The sequence below is a fragment of the Kribbella steppae genome, from assembly GCF_004342025.1.
In the GTDB taxonomy this organism is placed as follows: Bacteria; Actinomycetota; Actinomycetes; order Propionibacteriales; family Kribbellaceae; genus Kribbella; species Kribbella steppae.
The window spans coordinates 319,140-341,267 of record NZ_SLWN01000003.1 but is presented as its reverse complement, the minus strand read 5'-3'; the positions used below and the strand labels follow the sequence as shown (position 1 = coordinate 341,267).

Here is a 22,128-nt window from a genome sequence, read left to right as displayed (position 1 = left end):
CCTCGCTCCCGCACGTAGGGTGACTCACCGACCTACGACGAAGGACGGGATGATGGACAACGGCTGGGTGGACGAGGGCTTCGGAGCTGTCGCCGACGCGTTCGCGGGGAACTTCACCGAGTTCCCCGAGCTCGGAGCCGCGGTCACGGTGTACGTCGGCGGGCGCAAGGTCGTCGAGCTGTGGGACGGGGAGGCTTCGCCCGGACGCCGGTGGACGCGCGAGACCGTCGTACCGGTGTTCTCAGTCGCCAAAGGGCTGGTGAGCCTGGGCGTTCACCTGCTGGCGCAGCAGGGCCGGCTCGAGCTGGATGCGCCGATCGGGACCTACTGGCCCGGGTTCGTTGCCGGCGGCAAGGACGCGATCACGTCCCGGATGGTGCTCGGGCACCGCGCCGGGATCCCCGTGCTGGACAAGACGCTGTCGTTCGAGGAGATCGCGGCCTGGACGCCGGTGATCGAGGCGATCGAGGAGCAGAAGCCGCTCTGGGAACCTGGTACGACGTACGAGTACCACGGTCACGTGTTCGGCTTCGTCCTCGGCGAGGTGGTACGACGGGATCACCGGGCTCCGGCCTGGTACGTACCTCCGCCAGGCCATCGGCGACCCACTCGGCCTTCAGGCCTGGATCGGGCTGCCGGAATCGCAGTTGGGCAACCTCGCTCGCTTGGTCGAGGCAGAAGGCCGTCCCGCGATGCCCGGGCCGGAGCACCTGCTCACCCGGATCGTGACGATGAACGGTGCTCTGGTCTTCCCGGGTCTCGACGTACCGCACGGCTGGAACGACCCGGCCCTCCTCGGGATGGAGCTCCCCGGCGCAGGCGCGGTAGCCTCCGCAACCGGCCTCGCCGGCCTGTACTCGGCAGCCGTGGCCGGCGACCGGCTGCTCACCACGGAGACCGTCACAGACCTGGTCCGCGAGCTCTCCGCAGGTCAGGGCTTCCTGGGCTTCGACGCCGGCGCCCGCTGGGGCTCAGGCGTCCTGCTCGACTCCAGTTTCCGCCCGATGCTCGGCGCCCGCAGCTTCGGTAACGACGGCGCCGGTGGCCAATTCGCCTTCGGAGACGACGAGCACGAAGTCGGCTTCGCCTACGTCGCCAATCGGATGCTAGGCCACGGCGACCCCCGAGCCACCAACCTCATCACCGCCCTCCGCACCTGCTTGAGTTAGACCGCCGCCAGGTCATGAGTTTCGGAAGTCACACTTCAGCGCTCTGTCTCGTCGTAGAGGGTGAGAGCAGATGTCACCAAGAAAGTTGCGGACACCATGACCATCCAATCCGTGCCGAGAAACCCGATGTTGTCTGTGGTGGAGAACATCGACTGGATCGGCCAGTTGCTGGCGGACAACCCTGCCCTGGCTGCCACGGCGTGGCGGTTGACAGTGATCGCGGGCCTCGTATCGGTCGAGGTGACGGGTGGCTACGGCGAGGCACACCTCTGGCACTCCGCTGTTGGTGGCCGCATCCTTCCCAGCGTCACGAACGCCGCTGGTGTCCGACGGCAACTGGTGGTGGGCCGGTACGTGACCGTCGACGTGGTGCAGCAAGGCGTCTCGCGCACAGGCCTACCACTGGCAGGGTGAAGTTCACTGTGGACGGTCAGACGTTGCGGCGCTTGTCGGCGCAGAGGGCGGCGATCCAGGTCCAGGCGAGGATGACGGCGATGTCGAAGGCGATGATGGTCGGGCGGGAGCCGGCACCGGCGCTGAGGCCGGCGAAGGCGCCGAAGAACAGGATGCCGGTGGCGGCGGAGTAGCGGCTGAACGCCGTCCGGCCGATGCTGCGGTAGTGCGCTGCGACCACCAGGCAGGCGGCGATCAGGCCGGTGAACCCGATGCTGCCGGCAACGAAGTGCCCCATCCCGCGGGTGCTGATCTCGGCATAGTCGGCCGGCGTACCGGCCGGGAAGCCGGCCGCCGGGTCGGCCGGGAAGATCGCGGCGAGCAGCAGTCCGACGCCGTACGCGCCGAGCAACCGCGGTGCCCACTTGCTGCCCCGTCCGGTGAGGGTACGACGGAGGCCGACCGCCGCGCCGATCGACAGCAGACCGGCGATCACGAAGTTCGCGGTCTGGATCCAGCCCGGGCCGCCGTTGGCCAGCAGGCTCGCCGGATGCCGGGTCACGTCGAAGGCTTCACGGGTGAAGGCCTGACCCAGCCAGACCGCGACGTACAGCGGGCCGGCCACGATCCCGCCGGTCAGCAGAGCGCGGGTGGACACACGGGTAGTGGCCGGAATCGTCAGGTCGTTAGTGGTCATGGCCGGGGTCCTTCCAGATGGTCTGAGCTTCCTTCACCCCTGCGTCGACCGACCCCGGCGAAATTCGACACCCCCACCCCAAGAACCTTCAAACAACCTGTGGCGGGCGGTGAGCTTTCAAACCACGACCGCGCTGCCGGGTCGTCCGGCAGCGCGGTCGCATCACTCAGCCAGGAGTTGCTCGTAGGCCGTTGCGGGCCAGCTGGCAGCGGTCTTCGTGACCAGGTTGGCGCCGAGGCGGTCGTAGAAGCGGTAGCCGGCTTCGTTCTCGAGGCGTAGGCCCCAGCTGATTGTCAGCCGCTCCGAGAGGGCGTGACGGGCGAGCTCGAGCATCAGGGCCCGGCCTACTCCGGCATCGCGGAACTGCTCCCGCACGTAGAGGTCATCCAGTGCGAGCAGGTCCCCGCCGACCCACAGGTACGGGCGACGCAGCGACGACACGTAGCCCGCCGCCGTCCCGTCGATCTCGGCGATCAGCACGATCACGTCGTCCCGGCCCAGGAATCCTTGCCAGTCCTCGACGGTGGCGGTGACGTACTTGCCCTGGTCCTGGTAGTCGGCGAGCTCGACCAGCATGGTCCGGACGAGCTGGGCATCCGCAGGGACCGCACGGCGGATCTCAGTGGACATGAGCTGCTCCGGTCGAAGGCTTGGCGGCAACCGGTACGACGACCAGCGCGAGGACGGCGGCGACGGCCGCAGTGATCGCGGCGAAGGTGAATCCGCGACTGAAGCCCGTGGTCACCGTTCCGGCCAGGCTCGCTGCCGCGATACTCGACACGATCGCCACACCGAGCGCCGCACCGAACTCGTGGAACGTGCTCAGGATCCCGGACGCGAGCCCGGCTTCGGTGTAGTCGATCTGCGCGAACGTGGTGGTCGAGGCCGCGACGAAGACCGCACCGATACCGCCGGCGCCGAAGCTCGTCCCGATCACGACCATGGCTGCACCATCCCAGATGGCGGGGACAGCGATGCCCACCGCTGCGATCGTCAGACCGATCATCGCGACCGCACGGGCCCCGACCTTGCCGATGACCTGGCCGGCCACCTGCGCCCCGATGATCGTCAGGACGGCGACCGGCAGGAACAGCAGTCCGGTCCGCAGCGCGCCGTACCCCATGTAGTGCTGCAGGTAGAACGAGCCGAGGAAGAAGACCGCGATCATCAGCGCGGTGGCGACCAGGATCAGGAAGGTGCCGGCGGCCACCGGGCGACGGGTCAGGATCCGGAGGTTCATCAGCGGCGACTTGACGACCGTCTGCAGCCAGGCGAAAACGGCGTACAGGACGACCGAGCCGGCCAGCAGGCCCAGCGTCGCGGCGGACAGCCAGCCGCGGTCACCGGCGTTGATCAGCGCGTAGATCGCCGTACCGGTACCGGCGGTGACCAGGATCGCGCCCGGTACGTCGAGCCGGCCCTGGCTCTCCGTCGGACGGTCGGCCGGCAGCAGCTTCAGCAGGATCGCGAACACGATCACGCCGATCGGCACGTTCACGTAGAACACCCATTGCCAGCCCGGGCCTGCGGTCAGCACGCCACCCAGCAGCACGCCGATCGCGGAGCCGCCACCACCGATGGCGGACCAGATGCCGAGCGCCTTGTTCCGCTCGTCGCCGTCGAACGTCTTGGTCACTGTCGAGAGCGCGGCCGGCGACAGCATCGCGGCGCCGATCCCCTGCGCGATCCGGCCACCGATCAGCAGCTCGGCGCTGTTCGCCAGGCCGGTCGCCAGCGAGGCCGCGGTGAACACCAGCAGACCGGCCAGCACCACCTTGCGGGAGCCGAACAGGTCGGCCGCACGCCCACCGAGCAGCATCAGGCCGCCGAACATCAGCGTGTAGGCGCTGACCACCCAGGTCAGCGTCTCGCGCTCCAGCCCCAGGTCGGTCCCGATATGCGGCAGCGCGATCGCCACCACGGTCACATCGAGGATCAGCATGAACTGCGCAACGGCGAGCAGCCCCAGCATCCGCCACCGCCGCGGGTCCAGCGCGGTGGCCTCAGGTTCCTTGGTAGGTCCGGACATCTCCGGTCCCTCCTCACATTTTTGACTATCTCGAACACCGTTGTTCAAGTTATCTGAGCTACAGTAACTCGTACAGCGGTGTTCGACAAGAGGAGATTCGATGCCGGCGAAAGCAGCAGGTACGGCGACCAAGCGGGCCGACGCACAGCGCAACATCGCGGCGATCGTGGACGCGGCGACGGCCTGCCTCAGCCGGGATCCGGCCGCCAGCACCAGCGAGATCGCGAAGGCGGCCGGCGTCGGCCGGGTCACCCTCTACGGCCACTTCCCGACCCGGACCGACCTGGTCGACGCGGTCTTCGTGCAGGCGATCGAGGGCGGCGAGGCCGCACTCAGCCAGGTCGATCTGACCGGCGATCCGCGCGAGGCGCTGGCCCGGCTGATCGAGTCCAGCTGGCATCTGGTCGACCGGTTCCGCTCACTCCTGGTCGCCGCGCTGGACGCGCTCCCACCGGGCCGGGTACGCGAGTTGCACGCCGATCCGATGGCGCGGGTGGAGCGGCTGATCGAGCGCGGCCGCAAGGAAGGCGTGTTCCGGACCGATCTGCCGACGTCCTGGCTGGTCGGCGCCATGCACAGCGTCATGCACGGCGCAGCCGACGAGATCAACGCCGGCCGTCTCACCCCCGACAAGGCGGCGGAGTACATCACCGCGACGGTCCTGGCCGCCTTCACCCCACCGGGCGACCGAGTCCCGTCTTGACCACCACCTGGGTCCTGCTGAACTTCGGCACCGGCCCAAAGCTGTTCGAGGAGCTTGTCTCGCGGCTGCGGTCAGCCGTCCTCGACTAGTTCCTTATACGGCGAGCGGCTGGTGTCGGCCTCGCGCGTGACGGTGCCACTCGCACAAGTCACTCCAGCCAGGTGGTCTCGAAGGTCGGGTTGGCGTGGATGTGGACGGCTTCGTAGCCGCCGGGGCCGGTGGCGAACTTGTGCGGAGTGTCCGCCGGTACGACGAGGATCTGGCCGGCCCGGCCGACGACCTGCTCGGTGCCGACGGTGAAGGTGGCCGAACCACGCCGGATGATGAACGTCTCGGCGTACGGGTGCTTGTGCAGGCGTGGGCCGACGCCTTCCTTCGTGGTGGCCTCGAGGATCAGCGAGACCCCCGCCCCACCCGGAAGCTGCTCGTAGTTCTCGGTCCACTCCTCGCCGTCGTCCCGCCCGTCGGCGCGGTTGACCACCGCTGCACCAGTGTTCGCGATCTCGGTCATCAGCTGTCTCCCCTCAGTTCCTGCCCACCGTAGACGGCGATCGGTTCGGTCGCGACCACATTGATCAGCGCTGAAAGGTCGGTGCGCGTCGGCTGCGGGTCAGTGTGTTGGCTGCCGCTCGGTCTGCCGGGCGGCGACCGGGCCGAGAGCCGCGACGAGGAGCGCCAGTACGGCGACGCCGCCGAGCGCGACCGGCAACGACGAGGCGGACGACGCCGCACCGACCGCGGCCGGGCCGAGCAGGAAGCCGAGGTACGCGATCGTGGTCACGGTCGAGATCGCACCGGCCCGCCGCTCCGGACCGGCCCACGCACCGGCCATGCCGATGATGGTCGGCGCGCACACCGACGTACCCAGGCCGGCAACGCCAATCCCGACCAACGCCAGCCACGCGGAGCCCGCCGCGGCGGCCGCGATCGAGCCAACTGCCGCGAGGGCACCTCCGGCAACCAGCAACTGGACCGGCCGCCATCGCCTCAGCAGGGCGTTGCCGGCGATTCGCCCGGTCGCGGCCGCGGCGGCGAACACCGCGGGTGCGCTCGACGCCAGTCCTGGTGCTGCGTTCAGCGACGTGTCGAGGTGTACGGCGCTCCAGCTCTGCCAGGCGTTCTCCACGACAAAGGCGAGTGCGCAGAGTCCCCCGAAAACCAGGAGTACGGGCTCAAGTCGGCGCTTGGGCTTTGGTTCTGTGGAGACATGGAGGTTGTCGCGGGAGCCTGGCCCGAGTACGACGACCGCTACGACTGTGATGATCACGCCGACACCGCCGAGCACCGGCAACGCGTCCGCGCCGGCTGTGCGCAAAGCCGCCGTACCGAGGCTGGCTACGACGACCGCCACGGAAAAGATGCCGTGGGCAAGGTTCATCAGCGGTCGGCCGGTGACGGCCTCCGCATCGGATCCGGCCGCGTTGATGGCGACATCCGTCGCACCCGAGGTTGCCCCGAGCAAGAACAGCGCCGCGCTGAGCGTCACAGCCGAGTCGGCCAACGCGGGCAGTACGCCGCACGCCCCGAACAACACCACCACGACCGGCAGCACGACACCGCCGTACCGATCGATCAGGTACCCGGTGAACCGCATCGACGCCAACGCACCCAGGCCCACCATGAGCAGCGCGATCCCGAGTTCTCCATCACTGACGCCGACCTCAGTCCGGACCGCCGGCAGGATCGCGCCCCACGCACCCCAGAACAGCCCGAACGCACCGAATCCCACAACCGGCCTGAGCACCCGCTCAACCCTAGCTGTCCCCCTTTGTGCCGGCGCGCTGTGTGCTGGCGCGCTGTGTGCTGGCGCGGGCGAGGAAGGCGAGGAGGAAGGTTGCGGCGACGAGGAGTGCGGCTTCGATCGGGCCGACCGCGGCGGGGTGGGACTTACCGCTGTCGATGATGTGGTTGATGGCGTGCAGACCGTTCCACAGTGTGGTGACCGTGAGCACCGGCGTACGCCAGGACGGCTTGCGGGCCGCGACGACGAGCCCGATGCCGAACGCGGCAGAACAGGCGCCGAAGTCACGGACGAGGTGCTGATCGCCCGGGCCGAAGTTGGCAAGGGCTGCGGCGAACGACGCCGGTGCGGTCAGCGCCCAGCTGGCGAGTGCTAGGTAGGTCAGGCCCAGGCCGAGCAAGATCCATCGCCAGGTGGCGGGGGTCACCGGTCGAGCGGGTTGTGGTTGAGAGGCAGGCGCATGCCGAGGCGCCAGAGGAGAGCGGCGCGGGAGTTGGGACGTTCGGCCGATTCGCGGAGCATGAGCGTGGCGAAACAGTCCGGGAAGCCAGCACGCGGATGCATGCTGACGACGTCGCGGATCGCCTGACGCGGCAACTCGCCGGCACGCGTTCCGGCGACGTCCAGATGCGCGCCGGCGTGCAGGAGATGCGCCTCGAGCCCTTGGTCCGTGGGCAAATGGATGTTCATGTGCAGCGCGATCGCCTGTGCGACTTCATCGGCGTACGACGGCTCGGCGCCGAGCTCTGCCAACGTCGTACGGGCGACTTCACCACCGTGGACGGCGAAGCAGGCGGCTTCCGGTGGTGGCCGATGGCGGTCCGTGAGGGCGATGTCGTGCAGGAGGCAGGCGACGTACAGCAACTCCTGGTCGGGTTTGATCCCGTCGCGCCCGCCGAGGAGATCGGCCCACAACCAGGTGCGGAGGCAGTGACCGAGCAACGGTTTCTGGTACGACGACCTGGCCAGCTCGAGCACCTCGCGCGTCAACGCGGTGTCCGGCGGCTCGCGGTCCGTGAGGAGTGCCGCCGTACCAGGACCGGCTGTCAGGCGGGCACGGATCAGGTCGGGCAAACCGCTGAGCTGGGCGAACACGGCCGCTCGGGCGAACCGCAGCTTGGCAGCCAGATCGAGTTGCCCGCTCGTCACCACGGCCGCCTTTCTTACAACCATTGCAAGACTGGCTCATCACGCTAGCAGCCCTGTCGCGAAGCCGACAAGAGTTGTCCTGGCCCGCATGGGTACCGGGTTGGTGGTCGGGTTGAGCAGACAGCCCGCACCAGCGGCCCCGTGGTGGGGAATCGGGAGATTCCCACCATGGGCACCGTTCACCCCAGCCGTCCCCTCGACACCAGTCCGGTCCCCTCGACACCAGCCCGGCCCGTTCACCCCAGCTGGCCCACTCGACCCCAGCCAGCCCACTCGACGCCAGCCCGCTCGACACCAGTCCGACCCGTTCACCCCAGCTGGCCCACTCGACCCCAGCCAGCCCACTCGACGCCAGCCCGCTCGACACCAGCCGGTTCGGCCCGTTTTAGCCGACCTGTTCGACGGTCGACGCGTGGCGGCGGGCCAGGTCGTGGTAGACGGCGGCGTTGTGGTCGACGAAGAGTTTCGCGACGCCTTCGAGCGGCACGATCTTCTTCGCCGGGCTGCCCATCGCGACCGATTCCGGCGGGATCACCGCCCCCGGCGTCACCGTCGAGCCGGCCGCGACCAGACTGCGCTCACCCACCACCGCGCCGTCGAGCACGATCGCACCGTTCCCCACCAGCGCCTGCTCGCCGATCATGCAGTCGTGCACCAGGCACTGGTGTCCGACGGTCGCGTTCGGCCCGATCTCACACCCGTTGCTGCCGACATGGATCACGGTGTTGTCCTGGATGTTCGCCCCCGCCCGGATCGTGATCCGGCCCAGATCGGCCCGCACCACGGCGCCGTACCAGATCGACACCCCTTCCTCGACCACCACGTCCCCGACCAACGTCGCCGTCGGCGCGATCCACGCCTCCGGATGCACAACCGGACTCTTACCTTCAAACGAGAACAAGGGCATAGCGCACCTTAACCACCCACCCACCTACCCCTGCCGCCCTGCCGACCGCGCCGCTCCAGCCAGCCCCACGGGCGCGAAGCGGAGACAACTACCGGTGGGCTGGGACAGGTTATTAGCTGTCCCAGCCCACCATTTCCTGTCCCAGCCCACCAACTGTCTACGACCAACCGGGTTCATCGCGGCCGGCGTACTCCTGGTCGAGCTCGGCGCAGCCCACTGAATATAAGACAGTTCGTGACAGATATTCGGACCGAGACTAGCCAGATGAAACCTGAACGAGCCTGGCTCGGTGTCGTCTCGGCCGAGCATGCGCGGATCGCCGTACAGCAGTACTTCATCCAGCTCAATCACGGAAAGCGCCACAACGTCGCCCGGCTGCGCCGAGGGGACGGCTTCGTCATCTACTCCCCGACCGAACGCTTCGGCGACACGACCCCGCTCCGCGCGTTCACCGCGCTCGGCCTCGTCGCCGACGCCGAGCCCTACCTGGCCGAGCCGATGAGCATGGGTTCGCACGGCACCGTCCGTCCGTGGCGGCGCCGGGTCGACTTCCTGGCTGTCCAACCGGTGCCACTACGTGAGCTCGAACTGGAGCTCACCCGGCAACCCAACTGGGGCTACCAGCTCCGCCGCGGCCTGGTTTCACTCCCGGTCGAGGACTTCGAGGCGCTCCAGGCCGTCATGACCGTTGGCGATAGGAGTCGAGGAACGTCGCGATCCGGGTGAGGGCGTCCTCGAGTTGGTCCTTGTGCGGGAGCGTGACGATGCGGATGTGATCGGGTTCCGGCCAGTTGAAGCCGGTGCCCTGCACGATCATGATCTTCTCGGCCCGGAGCAGGTCGAGGACGAACTGCCGGTCATCGGTGATCCCGAAGACCTTCGGGTCCAGCCGCGGGAACACGTACAGCGCACCCTTCGGCTTCACACAGCTCACGCCGGGAATCTGGGTGAGCAGCTCGTACGCCGTATCGCGCTGAGCCAGCAGTCGTCCGCCGGGCAACACCAGATCCTTGATCGACTGCCTGCCACCGAGCGCGGTCGCGACCGCATGCTGCGAGGGCATGTTGGCACACAGCCGCATGTTCGACAGGATCGTGAGGCCCTCGAGGTAACTCGCCGCGTGGTGCTTCGGCCCGCTCACCGCCAGCCACCCGCAGCGGAAACCGGCGACGCGGTAGGCCTTCGACAGGCCGTTGAAGGTCAGCGTCAGTACGTCGGGAGCCAGTGACGCGATCGGCGTGTGCTCCACCCCGTCGTACAGGATCTTGTCGTAGATCTCGTCGGCGTAGATCAGCAGGCCGTGCCGGCGGGCGATCTCGGTCAGCTCGACCAGGAGTTCGCGGTCGTAGACGGCGCCGGTCGGGTTGTTCGGGTTGATGATCACCAGGGCCCTGGTGCGGTCGGTGATCTTCCGCTCGATGTCGGCGGGGTCCGGCATCCAGTCCGCCTGCTCGTCGCAGCGGTAGTGCACCGGCGTACCTCCGGCCAGCGCGACCGCCGCGGTCCACAGGGGGTAGTCCGGAGCGGGGATGAGGACCTCGTCGCCGTCCTCGAGCAACGCCTGGACGGCCATCTGGATCAGCTCGGACACACCGTTGCCGATGTACACGTCCTCGATGTCCAGGTGGATCCCCCACGGCTGGTAGTGCTGGACGACCGCCCGCCGGGCTGCCGGCAGCCCCTTGGCGTCGCCGTAACCGTGCGCGTCCGCGAGACTACGCACGATGTCCTCGAGGATCTCCGGCGGGCACTCGAACCCGAACGGCGCGGGGTTGCCGGTGTTCAGCTTGAGGATCCGGTGACCGGCCGCCTCCAGCCGCTGTGCCTCGTCCAGCACGGGTCCACGGATCTCGTAACAGACATTCGCGAGCTTGGACGACTGCTGCACCGGTGACATGGGAGGCACCTTAACCGTGCTCCGAAATTCGTGGTCGCGACTGTGTCAAATCTCGCCCGATACGTACGACGTACAGGTAAGAGCCGCCCGATCACGACCCAGGAGTCACCATGAGCGAGCAGAACAGCACCTTCAAGCGGTTGCTGGTCAACACTCTCATCGCCAACGTCACGACCACGTTCCTGTCCTTCGCGCTGGCGTTCTGGGTCTACCTGGTGACCGAGTCCGTGCTGGTCGCGTCCATCGTCTCCGGAAGCTCCATGCTGGCCGGCGCGTTGTTCGGCGCCGTCTTCGGCGCGATCGTCGACGCGAACCGCAAGAAGACCGCGATGGTGATCTCCAGCTCGACCACCGGAGCCGCCTTCGCCGCTGCCGGCCTGGTGTACCTGCTGGTCCCGGTGACCGACTGGAACAAGCCTTGGTTCTGGGTGTTCGCGGCTCTGGTCCTCCTCGGCAGCCTCGCCGGCGGCCTGCGCAGCATCGCGTTGTCCACCACGGTGACGCTCCTGGTCCCCGCCGACCGCCGCGACAAGGCCAACGGCATGGTCGGCACGGTCAACGGCCTAGCTCACCTGGTGACCAGCGTCCTCAGCGGTCTGTCGGTCGGGTTCCTCGGGATGGGCGGTACGGTCACCATCGCCGTCGTACTCACGACCGTCGTCCTCGGACACCTGCTGATCGCGATCCGGATCGACGAGCCGCGCCCGGCACGCCACCAGCGCAACCACCTGGACCTGCGTGGTTCGTGGCGGACCATGCGCGCCGTACCGGGTCTGGTGCCGCTGGTCCTGTTCAGCACCTTCAACAACCTCATCATGGGCGTGTTCATGACGCTGATGGACCCGTACGGCCTGATCCTCTTCTCGGTCGAGTCGTGGGGCCTCGTCCTCGGCATCACCAGCATCGGCTTCATCGCCGGCGGTGCGATCGTGGCGCGCTTCGGCCTGGGCCGCTCGCCGCTGCGGATCCTGCTACTGGCGAACGTGGCGATCGCCGTCATCGGCATGACCACCGCGATCCGCGAATGGCAGTCGCTGCTGGTGCTGGGCATGCTCGGGTTCATGCTGGTCGTCCCGATCGCCGAGGCGGCCGAGCAGACGATCCTGCAGCGCGTCGTACCGTTCGAGACCCAGGGCCGCATCTTCGGCTTCGCCCACAGCATCGAGTCGGCCTCCACCCCGGTCGCCGCCTTCGCCATCGGCCCGGTCGCCCAGTTCCTCCTGATCCCCTACATGAACTCCACCAGCGGCGACTCCACCTTCGGCTGGCTCCTGGGTTCCGGCCAGGCCCGCGGCCTAGCCCTCACCTTCGTCGTCGCCAGCACCATCATGCTGATCGTCGTCCTCCTGGCCTTCCTCACCAAGACCTACCGCCGCCTCACCGCCGAGTACGACGCCATCTCAGCCCCGACCGACATCACCCCGGCCCCGGCCCCGGCCCCCGAGCCCCAGCTAGTCGCCGCCTGACTCACCCCAGCCGGCCGGCCAGGTCACGCACATCCCTCGCGATGTCATGCAACCGGCCGGCTCGCTCAATTGACTGTGCGGATTTGGCGGACCAGTAGGCCGGCTAGGAGCGTTACGGAGGCGGCTAGGAGGTAGAGGGCGGGGTAGCCGCCGAGCTGTTTGACGATGGGGGCGGCGATGGCGGGGGCGAAGACCTGGGGGAGGGAGTTGGCGATGTTGATGACGCCGAGGTCCTTGGCGCGGTCGCGGGCGCTGGGGAGGATCTGGGTGAGGAGCGCGAAGTCGACGGACAGGTAGACGCCGAAGCCTGCGCCCAGGATGATCGCGCCGAGGACGGCGCCGGGCCAGGTGGGCCAGAAGGCGAGGACGACGCCGGCCACCGCCATCACCACGCCGGAGGCGGTGACGAAGATCTTGCGGCGGGCGATCCGGTCGGACCAGGTGCCGAAGGCAACGGCGGTGACGAGGACGCAGCCGCTGTAGATCGCGGTCAGGATCAGTACGGCGGTGTCCGGCTCGTCGACGCGGACCTCGTCCTGCAGGTAGTAGAAGAGGTACAACGTCCCGAGCGCATTGCCCACGTTGAACAGGAAGCGCGTCAGCCAGCCCCAGCCGAAGTCCGGGTAGCGGCGCGGGCTGATCCAGAAGCCGCGGACGAAGTCGCGCATCACCAGCGGCGGTCGCGCAACCAGCCGCTCGTCACCGCTCCCCAGTAGATACGGCAGCACCGACAACAGCAGGAAGACCGCACAAGCGACGTACCCGGCGCCAATGCCACCGAAGTACGTCGCAAGCCCCGTGCCGACCAATGCGCCGAGGACCTGGGACAGCGCGACCCATCCCCCGACAGCGCCGCGCTGGAGTGTCGGGACCCGGTCCGGCACGGCGGCGGTGATTGCCGCGAGCAACGCGTTGCCGAACAGTTGCACCAGGCACCAGCCGACTAGCATCCAGGCGACGGACGCGACGCCGGACAGCACCAGTAGTCCAACGACACCGCCGAGAGCGCCGGCCAGCACCCATGGCACCCGACGGCCGAAGCGGGACGTCGTACGGTCGGAGATCGCGCCGGCCAACGGGTTCGCGACCACCGAGACGGCCGCGCCGACCCCGGTCACCAAGCCGAACACGAACTCCTTGTTGCCCGGAGCAACCGCCTCGGACTGTTTCGCCAGCAGCACCTGGATCGGTCCCAGCCAGGCCGCGAAGACACCGACATTGGCCAGTACGACGGCCGCCGTCCAGCGCGACCGAACCCGGGCGACCGGTTCCGCGAACGCCGTCGGTACGACGCCCGGCTCGGGAATCATCCGCAGCCCTTACCGGACGCGACTCTGCGCGATCACGTCACTGAGCCAGTGGTACGACGCTTTCGGCGTCCGGACCTGGGTGTCGAAGTCGACGTGCACCAGGCCGAAGCGTTGGGAGTACCCGGCCGCCCACTCGAAGTTGTCCAGCAGTGACCACTGGAAGTACCCCCGGACGTCGACACCGTCGTCCATCGCCTGCCGCAGCGACCGCAGGTACCCGTCCAGGTAGTCGATCCGGCGCTGGTCCGCGACCACGCCGTCGACCGGCCCGTCGCCGACCGAGCACCCGTTCTCGGTGATGTAGATCGGTGGCAGCCGGTCGCCGTACCGATCCTTGAAGATGCGCAGGATCTCGCCGAAGGCCGCCGGCACGACCGGCCAGCCGAAGTCGGTCTGCGGATACCCCTCCAGCGACCGCGGTTCGAACGGCAGCCCCGGCGGCAGCAGAATGCCGTCGGTCGCAACGGTGTCGGCCTGACCCGTCGCGGCGCCGACCGAGACCGGCGCATAGTGGTTGATCCCGAAGAAGTCCAGCGGGGTAGAGATGACCGCCAGGTCATCTGAGACCGGACCCGGCATCGCGGCCTCGAAGCCGGACGGATAGGTCCCGAGCAGGACCGGATCAGCGAACAGCCAGTTGATCAGGTTGTCGTAGAGACCGGCCGCTTCCTTGTCCTCGACGCTGTCGCTGGCCGGCCAGGTCGGCGCGTGATTGCTGGCGATCCCGATGTTCGACGCGCCGCTCGCCCGCAGCGCCTGAACTGCTCGGCCATGGGCCAGCAGCTGGTGATGCGCGACCGGTAAAGCGTCGAACATCAACGAACGACCCGGCGCGTGCGCACCCAGCGAGTAGCCCATCAGCGTGATCACCATCGGCTCGTTGATGGTGATCCACATCGGCACCCGATCCGCGAAGCGCGCGGCCAGAATCTCCGCGTAGTCGGCGAAACGGTCGGTGATGGAGCGAGACAGCCATCCGCCCGCGTCCTCCAGCGGCTGCGGGGTGTCCCAGTGGTACAGCGTCGGCGCCGGCTGGATCCCGGCGCCCAGCAGCGTGTCGATCAACCGGTCGTAGAAGTCCAGCCCGGCCGCGTTCCCCGGCCCGCTGCCCGACGGCTGGATCCGCGGCCACGAGAACGAGAACCGGTAGGTGTCGACCCCGAGCTCCCGCATCAGCGCGACGTCCTCGGCGTACCGGTGGTAGTGGTCGCAGGCGACCGCCCCGGTGTCGCCGTTCAGGATCCGGCCCGGCTCGGCGCAGAACGTGTCCCAGGTCGACGGGCCGCGGCCACCCTCGGCCACGGCCCCTTCGATCTGGTACGCCGACGTCGACACCCCCCAGCGGAATTCGGGGCCGAAGGCAAGATCAGCTGTCATTCGCATCGTCCTTATCGGGCTTGGGGTCCTGGGGCCGCGGCGGCTCGTTCTTGCGGACGACGACCGCCGTACCGTAGGCCGCCACCTCGCTCATCGTGTTCGCGATCTCGGTGCAGTCGAACCGCATCGCCAGGATCGCGTTCGCGCCCATCTGCTGGGCCATCTGGCACATCCGCATCACCGCTACGTGCCGCGACTCGGCCAGCATCTGGGTGTACTCCGGCACCTCGCCACCGGCCAGCGACCGGAAGCCGGCGGTGAAGTTCGACCCGAAGTCGCGGCTGCGCACGGTCAGCCCGAACACCTCGCCGAACACCTTGTCCGCGGTGTACCCGGGCACGTCGTTCATGGTCGAGACCAGCACCGGGTACGGCGAACCCTGCGGCGCGATATGCGGTGCGTTCTGCTGGGTCGGCTGGTAGTTACCAGGAGCCTGCCCGTACCCGGACTGACCGTATCCGGGCTGCTGCCCGTACCCCTGCTGCGGCGGACCCTGCTGGTACCCGGGCTGCTGCTGCGGCGGCGCATAACCGGGCGGCGGGCCTTGCTGGTAACCCTGCGGCGGGTACGGCTGGTTCGGGTTCGGGGGAAAGTTCTGGTTCATGCCCTCATCCTGACAGGCTCCCGGTCGTCATTGCCTGCAGTGTCATTGACGGTAGGCCTGAAGCTCGTACAGCGAGTACCCGTACGACGTAGCCCGCTGCGTCCCAGTGACGCGGACGTACCGGGCCGGCACCGCGTCGAACCGTACGACGTCCTCCCCGCCGTTGCCGGTCGTGGTCGCGTACACCTGCTGCCAGGTCGACCCGTCCCGGGACACCTCCACCCGGTACGACTTCCCGTACGCCGCCTCCCAATGCAGCGCCACCCGCCGGATCGCCTGCTCGCTGCCGAGGTCGACCTTCAGCCACTGTGGATCGGACCAGTTGCTGGCCCACCGGGTAGTCAGCTTCCCGTCGACCGCGTTGGCAGGCGGCGAGTTGTACCACCCGGTCTCGTGACTGCTCGCGGTCGCTGTCTTGCCCGCCGCCAGGTTGCTGACGTCGTCACCCCGGCGGGCCGGGAACTCGATCACCTGCTGGTACGTCGGCCGGTTGACCCAGGCGATCCGGTCCTGGGTGATGCCACCCATCGGGTTGTGCACGATCTGGTCCGCGCAGAACTGATCGCGCGCGGCACAGTCGGCCGTCGCCGGGTACGTCGTCGCCGCCGGAACTTTGGTTGCTACCAGCAACGAGTCGGCGAGCACCGTGCGACAGGACGCGAGCGAACCACCGCCGCAGTACGTGACCGGCTGCGGCGTCTGCACCGGGTCGCCGAGCACCTTGCGCAGATCGCGCTGGACGAACCCCCACCATCCGCTCTGGAACGCCGATCCCTGCGCACTCGGCCGCTCGTCGATCTTCAGGTTCGCGACCAGGGCGCCGTACAGGTCGGGACCGAGATCCTTGAACTGGGCCGGCACCAGCAGCGGCCACCAGGCGTCGATGATCCGGATCGCCTCGCTGTGGTCGTAGACCTTCGACGTGGCGTTCGGAGTCTTGCGGTGACTGCCGGCCGCCTGCCAGGCGGTCAGCTTGGCCACCGCGTCGGCCACTGCCGGATCAGTGATCGGGGCTGACTTCAACACTCGAAGTAAGTAAGGCACCACCTGGTCGCCGCGGAGGTCGACCGTGCCGGCGTCCTCCATCGCCTCGACCAACTTGCCACGAGTGAATTTCTGCCCGCTGTTGATGACCGCCTTGATCCGGTCGTCGAGCGGCTGACTGCGGTAGACCGCGTTGTAGCCGAACTGACCGTCGGACGCGGAGAACCCAGGCGCCTGCTTGTTGTTCCAGCTGGTCAGGTAGTCCTGGTTGACCACCTGCGGGTGCTGCGCGGCCGGGGTGTAAGTCGCGCGGTTGGTGTCCGGGTTCCACCCCTGCCACTCGTACGAGCTCCAGGTCGGCAGGTTCGGGTCGGCACCGGCCGCGCGAACCGGGTTGTCACCGGAGTTGTAGTACGCGATCGACGTCTTGTCCGTGTAGAACCAGTTGAACGTGTAGCCGATGTTCTGCGCAGCGCTCTGGAAGTCAGCCGCCGAGTGGATCCGGTCCGGGTCGTTGAGCTGCATGAACCCAAGCGCGGAGCCGGCCTCGTTGCCGTAGGTCGAGCGGTTCTTGGTGAACAGCACCGGCCGGCCGCCGACCGTCCCACGGTGCGTGACAATGCCGTACTTGGTGCGCAGGGCAACCAACGTGTACGAGCCGGCCGGTTCGGAGGACCCGAGGCTGGCGTACCACTCGTTGTGCCGCTCGAGCCGCTCGATCGGGACACACTGGCCGCGGTACTCGTAGTACTGGGAGTTCTTCGTCGGCGTCCCACCGCCCGGTTCGCACAGCGGTACGGCGAACGTGTCGGTGATGTCCTGTCCGGCCGACGTGGCGCTCCACGAGTAGTCCGGACCGCGGCCGATCAGGGTGTAGAAGTTCAGGCCGGCGAAGGCGATACCGCGGGAGCTGACCCCAGGGCCCTGGAGTTCCTGACGGAGCAGAAGTTGCGGCGCGAAGTAGCCGGTCTGCGGGCCGTAGACGGCGACCGGATTGCCACTGACGGTGTGCTGACCCGAGACGAGCAGCGCGTTCGACATGCCCTTCTCGCCGAAGCCCTCGGGGAACAGGCCGTTGTCGAAAATCCCACGCAAGGATTCACGGGTTTGCTCCTCCATCGGCGGTTTGCTGCTGCTCTTTTGCGTCGTACTGCGTTTGACTGCCGCAACCGTTTCGTTGATGACCTCAGGCTCCGGGGTGACCGAGCCGCGATCCGGTAGCGCACGACCGGCTGGGTTCGGACCGGTCACGCCGTACGGGAAGGTCGCGCCGTTGTGGACCGTGGTGTTCGCTTCCGGGTCGTTCTGCGAACGGAACGACTCCCAGACCTTGGTGCCCTGGGCAACGCCGTACTTCGCCTGTGCCTCGAGCAGAGCCAAGGCCGATGCGACCTCGTGCCCGCCGCCGGTGCCGAAGATGCCGGCGACAACGGCCGCGGTGGCGACCACGTCGGTCACCTTCCACTGTGGCGTGGGCCAGTCCAGGCCCAGCGCGACGTACTCACCGGGGTACGCGATGCTGATCGTGTTGATGTAGTGGTTGACCCCGTCGACCCAGGCCTGGATGTCCTGCTGCATCTTCACGCCATCGGCGCCGTACCTCTCGTCCGCGTCGTCGAACTGCTTCTGCAGATCGGCTTCGTTGTACGGCGCGGTGCGCCAGAACTCCTGCTCGAACGCTCGATTCGCCGCCGCGCCACCCGCGAACGGGGTCAGTTGACCGCGGCCGAGATGCCGGAACACGTCCATCACGAACAGCCGGTCCTGCGCCCCGGCGAACCCGGCACCGAACATGACGCCCTGCCGCGTGGTGCCGGTGATGTGCGGGATGCCGCGCGACTTGTCCCGCACGATCGTGACGTCCGCGCGTGGCTGGATCGTGCTCGCGACATCGCCGGCCTTGACCCCGAACGACGCGTCGTCGAAGTACCCGGCGAGACCGTCGTCGGTGATGCCCTGGGAGTTCCAGACCAGGTTCTCGTAAGGCTTCAGCGAATCACTGAAATGTGGCGGCCGGGTCCCGAAACCCTTGAACAGAAGGAGATCCGTGAAGGTTGCGTTGCCGTTCTGCCCGGGCGTCACGATGTCGTCGCACTGCCCGACGCAGTAGTCGACCGGGGGCGCCGCGGCCACGGGCTTCGCTTGCGTGGGCGCTGGAAGTCCAGCGAGCACAGCGGTGATCGCGACCGCCGCGATCGTCGTACGGATGGTTCGGTGAGCGGGGCGGAGCTGCACGGATCCTCCTCGAGACGCGACCAGGACGGCAGGGGAGTACTGGAAACTGAGAATGACTCACCAGTAGCTTTCGGTCAAGATCTGACGATCCTGACTCTCGCCAAGCACTGTCGGTGACCACTACTGTGTGCAGCACCATGAGCATCCATGATCGTTACCGCTTGAGTGTGGTGATCAATGCCAAGGGGACGTACACCCCGCTCGGGGTGTCCCGGAGTTCCTACGGGGTGGCAGAGGCTGTCGCACAGGCATTACCCGAATTCTTCGTCATGGACGAGCTCGGCGACCGCGCGAGCGAGGCCATCGCCCAGGTGACCGGCGCGCAGGCCGGCGCGGTCGTCCACTGCACGGCCGCGGGCATCACGCTCTCGGTCGCGGCCACCATGACCGGCGGCGACCCGCGCCGGGTGGCAGCGTTGCCGGACACAACAGATATGCACAACCGCGTCGTCATGCCGGCCAGCCACGTCGTCAACTACGGCCATTCCAACCTGCAGGGCGTCCGGCTGGCGGGTGCGCAGGTGGACCTCGCGGGCGACGAAAACCGTTGTGGCATTGACGATCTGGAGGAGGAGCTCGACGGACCGGACGTCGCCTGCCTGTTCCTCGTCTCGTCGCGGCTGACCCATGGTGAGCCGATCGATCTGGTCGCGGCCGTGCGCGCCGCACACCGTCGCGGCGTACCGGCGATCATCGACGGCGCCGCCCAGTTCCCGCGGATCGCGGACCTGCTCTCGACCGGGGCCGACCTCGTCCTGGTCAGCGGGCAGAAGTACCTCGGCTCCCCCACCGCCGGGCTGATCGCGGGCAGCTGGCCACTGGTGCAGTCCGTCCGGGCGCAGGACAAGGGCATCGGCCGGGTGATGAAGCCGACCAAGGAGGCCGTGATCGGCGTCCTGGCCGCGCTCGAGGAATGGCAGGCCTTCGACCGGGTCAAGTGGGAGGCGGACCAACTGGGCAAGGTGGTCTCGTTCGCCCGGGCGGCCGACGAGATCCCTGGTGTGTCGACGGAAGTGGTGCAGGACCCGACCGGGCTGCAGGTGTCGCGGGTGCTGCTGAAGGTCCCGGACGCCAAGCGGATCGCGACCGAACTGGAGGCCGGGTCGCCGTCGATCTATGTGATGACGGACCGGGCCGACGAGGACGAGCTGATGCTCGAACTCATCCCGCTCGACGACACCGAGATCGCCGCCATCCTCGCTCGCCTCTGGGCGATCCTGACACAGTAAAGGCCCTGGTTTCCCCTGAAGTACAAGGAGAAACCAGGGCCTTCCGTCATGCTCAGCGCTGGTAGGACTTGCCGCCCTCGTAGCGGTTGCTGTCGGTACGGCGGGGGCCGCTGCTCCGACGCGGACCGCTGCTGCCGCGACCGTCATGACCGCGACCCGGACGGCTGCTGCCGTACCGCTTGCCGCCGCCACCCTTGCCGAAGCGCTGCGGCTTCGGGGCCGGCAGCTTGACCGGGTACCCGGACGGCTTGGTGCCGCCGGTCAGCTCGGTCATCAGGTTGTCGCCCGGACGGACGCGCACCGGCTCGGCCTCGACCCCGGCCGACTCGGCCATCCGGATCATGCCTCGACGCTGGTGCGGCAGGAGGAGCGTGACCACAGCACCCTTGCCACCGGCACGCGCCGTACGGCCCGCGCGGTGCAGGTAGTCCTTGTGCTCGGCCGGCGGGTCAGCCTGGACGACCAGGCCGACGTCGTCGACGTGGATCCCGCGCGCGGCGACATCCGTTGCCACGAGCACCGGTACCGAACCGTCCTTGAACTGGTCCAGCGTCCGGTTCCGGGCGCCCTGGGTCAGACCGCCGTGCAGCGCCGCGGCCATCACACCGCGGTCCCGCAGCTGGGTGGCGACGCGGTCGGCGCCCAGCTTGGTGCGGACGAACACGATCGTCCGGCCGTCGCGGCTGGCCAGCTCGGCCGTCAGCGACTGCTTGTGCGCCGGCTCGATCACGAGCAGGTGGTGCTCCATCGTGGTGACGGTGGCCTGTCCCGACTCGGTCGAGTGCGTGACCGGGTCCTTCAGGTACGTCTTCACGATGGTGTCGACGTCGTTGTCCAGCGTCGCCGAGAACAGCAGCCGCTGTCCCTCGGGCGGGGTCATGTCGAGCAGCGTGGTGACAGCCGGCATGAAGCCCATGTCGCACATGTGGTCGGCCTCGTCGAGAACGGCGATCTCCACCGCGCCGAGGTCGGCCGCGCCCTGCTCGCACAGGTCGATCAACCGGCCCGGGGTCGCGATCAGGAGGTCGACACCGCGGCGCAGTGCCTCGATCTGCTTCGGGTAGGGCAGGCCGCCCGCGATCAGCTTCAGCGACACGTTCATGACGTGCGCGAGCGGCTCGAGAGCGTCGTGCACCTGCATCGCCAGCTCACGCGTCGGGACCAGGATCATGCCACGCGGACGGCGCGACTCGGTCCGGCCACTGGCCAGCCGCATCAGCGTCGGCAGACCGAAACCGAGCGTTTTGCCGGAACCGGTCTGACCGCGGCCGAGCACGTCCTTGCCGGCCAGCGCGTCCGGGATGGTCGCGGCCTGGATCGGGAACGGCGCGGTGATGCCGTCCCGGGCCATCCGCTGCACCAGCCGCGGTGCGATCCCGAGGGCGGCGAACTGGTTGTCCGGGGCAACGTTCCCCAGATCCTCCGGCTGCTCGTCGCGCTTGTTCTCCTGGTACGGCGCCCGCTCACGGACCGGCTTGTCGTCGCGCCGGTACGACGAACGGTCGCTCCGGTCGTACTGCGGCCGGTCATCCCGCCGGTACGACGGCCGGTCATCGCGCGCACGGTCGTCACGCGCACGGTCGTCGGTGCGCTCGAAACGCGGCCGATCGCCGGTCCGCGCCCGGTCGTCACGGTTGAACTGCGGACGGTCGTCACGGTTGAACTGCGGCCGGTCGTCCCGCCGGTACTGCGGGCGGTCGTCGCGGTTGTACTGCGGGCGCTCGTCGCGGTTGTACTGCGGACGCTCGTCGCGGTTGTACTGCGGACGCTCACCCCGGTTGTACTGCGGGCGGTCGCCGTACTGGGTCCGCTCACCACGGTCGGTGCGGGTGCGGTCGCCGTACTGCGGACGCTCGTCGCGGTTGTACTGCGGGCGGTCGTCGCGGTTGTACTGCGGGCGGTCGTCGCGGTTGACGGGCCGGCGGTCGGTGCGCGGCTCGTTGGCACGCTCGGCGCGGTAGCCCTTCACCGGCCGGTTGTCGCGGCGATCGTCGGTGGTGCGGGAGCCGCGGTCGGAGTACTGGGTGGGTCCGCCCCGGCGCTCACCGCGGGCAGCGTCGTTGCGAACCTCGCCGGCCGGCGCCGCGGCGGCCTCGGCCTGAGCCTCGGCGGCCATCCGCTCGCCGAACGACTGGTTCTGGAACTTCTTGTGCCGCGGCTTCTTGCCCCGGCCGTCGGCCTGGTTGCCGTCGACAGGTTGGTTGTCCTGGTGGTGCTGGGTCACGCAAAAACTCTCTC

Annotated in this window: 20 protein-coding genes and 1 pseudogene; 7 read left to right on the top strand and 14 right to left on the bottom strand. The window is 68.3% G+C overall.

Annotated features, from left to right (window positions below):
• Positions 1–49 precede the first annotated feature (49 nt).
• The 3 genes and pseudogenes from EV652_RS46135 to EV652_RS10285 all read left to right on the top strand — a co-directional run.
• Positions 50–496, top strand: a pseudogene (locus EV652_RS46135) (serine hydrolase domain-containing protein); the annotation flags it as partial.
• Positions 492–1,169: a serine hydrolase gene (locus tag EV652_RS45765; RefSeq protein ID WP_199238137.1), complete on the top strand. Its 678-nt coding sequence runs from the start codon at positions 492–494 to the stop codon at positions 1,167–1,169. The pseudogene EV652_RS46135 and the gene EV652_RS45765, both read left to right, overlap by 5 nt.
• 111 nt (positions 1,170–1,280) lie before the next feature.
• A complete protein-coding gene (locus EV652_RS10285; RefSeq protein WP_158441136.1) occupies positions 1,281–1,583 on the top strand; it encodes a hypothetical protein in 303 nt (100 codons plus the stop codon).
• Positions 1,584–1,599: 16 nt separating this feature from the next.
• Here EV652_RS10285 and EV652_RS10280 read toward each other — a convergent pair whose 3' ends face one another.
• The 3 genes from EV652_RS10280 to EV652_RS10270 form a co-directional block, all read right to left on the bottom strand.
• The gene (locus EV652_RS10280; protein WP_199238106.1) at positions 1,600–2,259 is read right to left on the bottom strand and encodes a DUF998 domain-containing protein; all 660 of its coding nucleotides are present in this window, start codon (positions 2,257–2,259) and stop codon (positions 1,600–1,602) included.
• A gap of 162 nt (positions 2,260–2,421) precedes the next feature.
• Positions 2,422–2,889 carry a GNAT family N-acetyltransferase gene (locus EV652_RS10275; RefSeq protein WP_132208803.1) on the bottom strand — a complete coding sequence of 156 codons (468 nt, stop codon included), beginning with the start codon at positions 2,887–2,889 and terminating at the stop codon, positions 2,422–2,424.
• Positions 2,879–4,288, bottom strand: coding sequence for an MFS transporter (locus EV652_RS10270; protein ID WP_132208802.1), 1,410 nt, complete (start codon positions 4,286–4,288; stop codon positions 2,879–2,881). Before EV652_RS10270 ends, EV652_RS10275 begins: the two co-directional genes overlap by 11 nt.
• A gap of 100 nt (positions 4,289–4,388) precedes the next feature.
• Between EV652_RS10270 and EV652_RS10265 the strand changes: the two genes are divergently transcribed.
• A complete protein-coding gene (locus tag EV652_RS10265; RefSeq protein WP_132208801.1) occupies positions 4,389–4,991 on the top strand; it encodes a TetR/AcrR family transcriptional regulator in 603 nt (200 codons plus the stop codon).
• A gap of 148 nt (positions 4,992–5,139) precedes the next feature.
• Here the strand turns inward: EV652_RS10265 and EV652_RS10260 are convergent, their stop codons facing one another.
• The 5 genes from EV652_RS10260 to EV652_RS10240 all read right to left on the bottom strand — a co-directional run bounded on the left by EV652_RS10260 (position 5,140) and on the right by EV652_RS10240 (position 8,788).
• The gene (locus EV652_RS10260; RefSeq protein ID WP_132208800.1) at positions 5,140–5,502 is read right to left on the bottom strand and encodes a cupin domain-containing protein; all 363 of its coding nucleotides are present in this window, start codon (positions 5,500–5,502) and stop codon (positions 5,140–5,142) included.
• Positions 5,503–5,601: 99 nt separating this feature from the next.
• Complete coding sequence (locus tag EV652_RS10255) at positions 5,602–6,735, bottom strand: MFS transporter (protein WP_132208799.1); 1,134 nt, start codon at positions 6,733–6,735, stop codon at positions 5,602–5,604.
• A 10-nt stretch (positions 6,736–6,745) separates the two neighbouring features.
• Positions 6,746–7,159, bottom strand: coding sequence for a hypothetical protein (locus EV652_RS10250; RefSeq protein WP_132208798.1), 414 nt, complete (start codon positions 7,157–7,159; stop codon positions 6,746–6,748).
• Entirely contained in the window at positions 7,156–7,881 is a 726-nt protein-coding gene (locus EV652_RS10245) for an HD domain-containing protein (protein ID WP_199238105.1), read from the bottom strand. The genes EV652_RS10250 and EV652_RS10245 overlap by 4 nt, the downstream gene beginning before the upstream one ends.
• 385 nt (positions 7,882–8,266) lie before the next feature.
• The gene (locus EV652_RS10240) at positions 8,267–8,788 is read right to left on the bottom strand and encodes a gamma carbonic anhydrase family protein (protein WP_132208796.1); all 522 of its coding nucleotides are present in this window, start codon (positions 8,786–8,788) and stop codon (positions 8,267–8,269) included.
• Between the two features lie 264 nt (positions 8,789–9,052).
• Here EV652_RS10240 and EV652_RS10235 point away from each other — a divergent pair, with 264 nt between their 5' ends.
• Positions 9,053–9,514: an EVE domain-containing protein gene (locus tag EV652_RS10235; protein WP_132208795.1), complete on the top strand. Its 462-nt coding sequence runs from the start codon at positions 9,053–9,055 to the stop codon at positions 9,512–9,514.
• On the opposite strand, the gene EV652_RS10230 is transcribed toward EV652_RS10235, so the two are convergent.
• On the bottom strand, positions 9,468–10,685 hold the full coding sequence (locus EV652_RS10230; RefSeq protein ID WP_132208794.1) for a pyridoxal phosphate-dependent aminotransferase: 1,218 nt from the start codon (positions 10,683–10,685) through the stop codon (positions 9,468–9,470). The two genes, EV652_RS10235 and EV652_RS10230, sit on opposite strands and share 47 nt — an antisense overlap.
• Before the next feature lie 110 nt (positions 10,686–10,795).
• Here EV652_RS10230 and EV652_RS10225 point away from each other — a divergent pair, with 110 nt between their 5' ends.
• Positions 10,796–12,151, top strand: coding sequence for an MFS transporter (locus EV652_RS10225; RefSeq protein WP_132208793.1), 1,356 nt, complete (start codon positions 10,796–10,798; stop codon positions 12,149–12,151).
• A gap of 65 nt (positions 12,152–12,216) precedes the next feature.
• Here the strand turns inward: EV652_RS10225 and EV652_RS10220 are convergent, their stop codons facing one another.
• From EV652_RS10220 to EV652_RS10205, 4 genes are read right to left on the bottom strand one after another with little or no spacing between them, the layout of a single operon-like run.
• Entirely contained in the window at positions 12,217–13,461 is a 1,245-nt protein-coding gene (locus EV652_RS10220) for an MFS transporter (RefSeq protein ID WP_132208792.1), read from the bottom strand.
• 9 nt (positions 13,462–13,470) lie between these two features.
• Complete coding sequence (locus EV652_RS10215) at positions 13,471–14,838, bottom strand: GH1 family beta-glucosidase (RefSeq protein ID WP_132208791.1); 1,368 nt, start codon at positions 14,836–14,838, stop codon at positions 13,471–13,473.
• Positions 14,828–15,442 (bottom strand): YbjQ family protein, encoded by a 615-nt coding sequence (locus tag EV652_RS10210; RefSeq protein WP_132208790.1) that lies wholly within the window; start codon positions 15,440–15,442, stop codon positions 14,828–14,830. The genes EV652_RS10215 and EV652_RS10210 overlap by 11 nt, the downstream gene beginning before the upstream one ends.
• A 42-nt stretch (positions 15,443–15,484) precedes the next feature.
• Complete coding sequence (locus tag EV652_RS10205) at positions 15,485–18,661, bottom strand: penicillin acylase family protein (RefSeq protein ID WP_132208789.1); 3,177 nt, start codon at positions 18,659–18,661, stop codon at positions 15,485–15,487.
• 137 nt (positions 18,662–18,798) lie between these two features.
• On the opposite strand from EV652_RS10205, the gene EV652_RS10200 reads away from it, so the two are divergent.
• Positions 18,799–19,890: an aminotransferase class V-fold PLP-dependent enzyme gene (locus tag EV652_RS10200; RefSeq protein ID WP_132208788.1), complete on the top strand. Its 1,092-nt coding sequence runs from the start codon at positions 18,799–18,801 to the stop codon at positions 19,888–19,890.
• Between the two features lie 52 nt (positions 19,891–19,942).
• Here EV652_RS10200 and EV652_RS10195 read toward each other — a convergent pair whose 3' ends face one another.
• Complete coding sequence (locus EV652_RS10195) at positions 19,943–22,114, bottom strand: DEAD/DEAH box helicase (RefSeq protein WP_132208787.1); 2,172 nt, start codon at positions 22,112–22,114, stop codon at positions 19,943–19,945.
• Positions 22,115–22,128 lie beyond the last annotated feature (14 nt).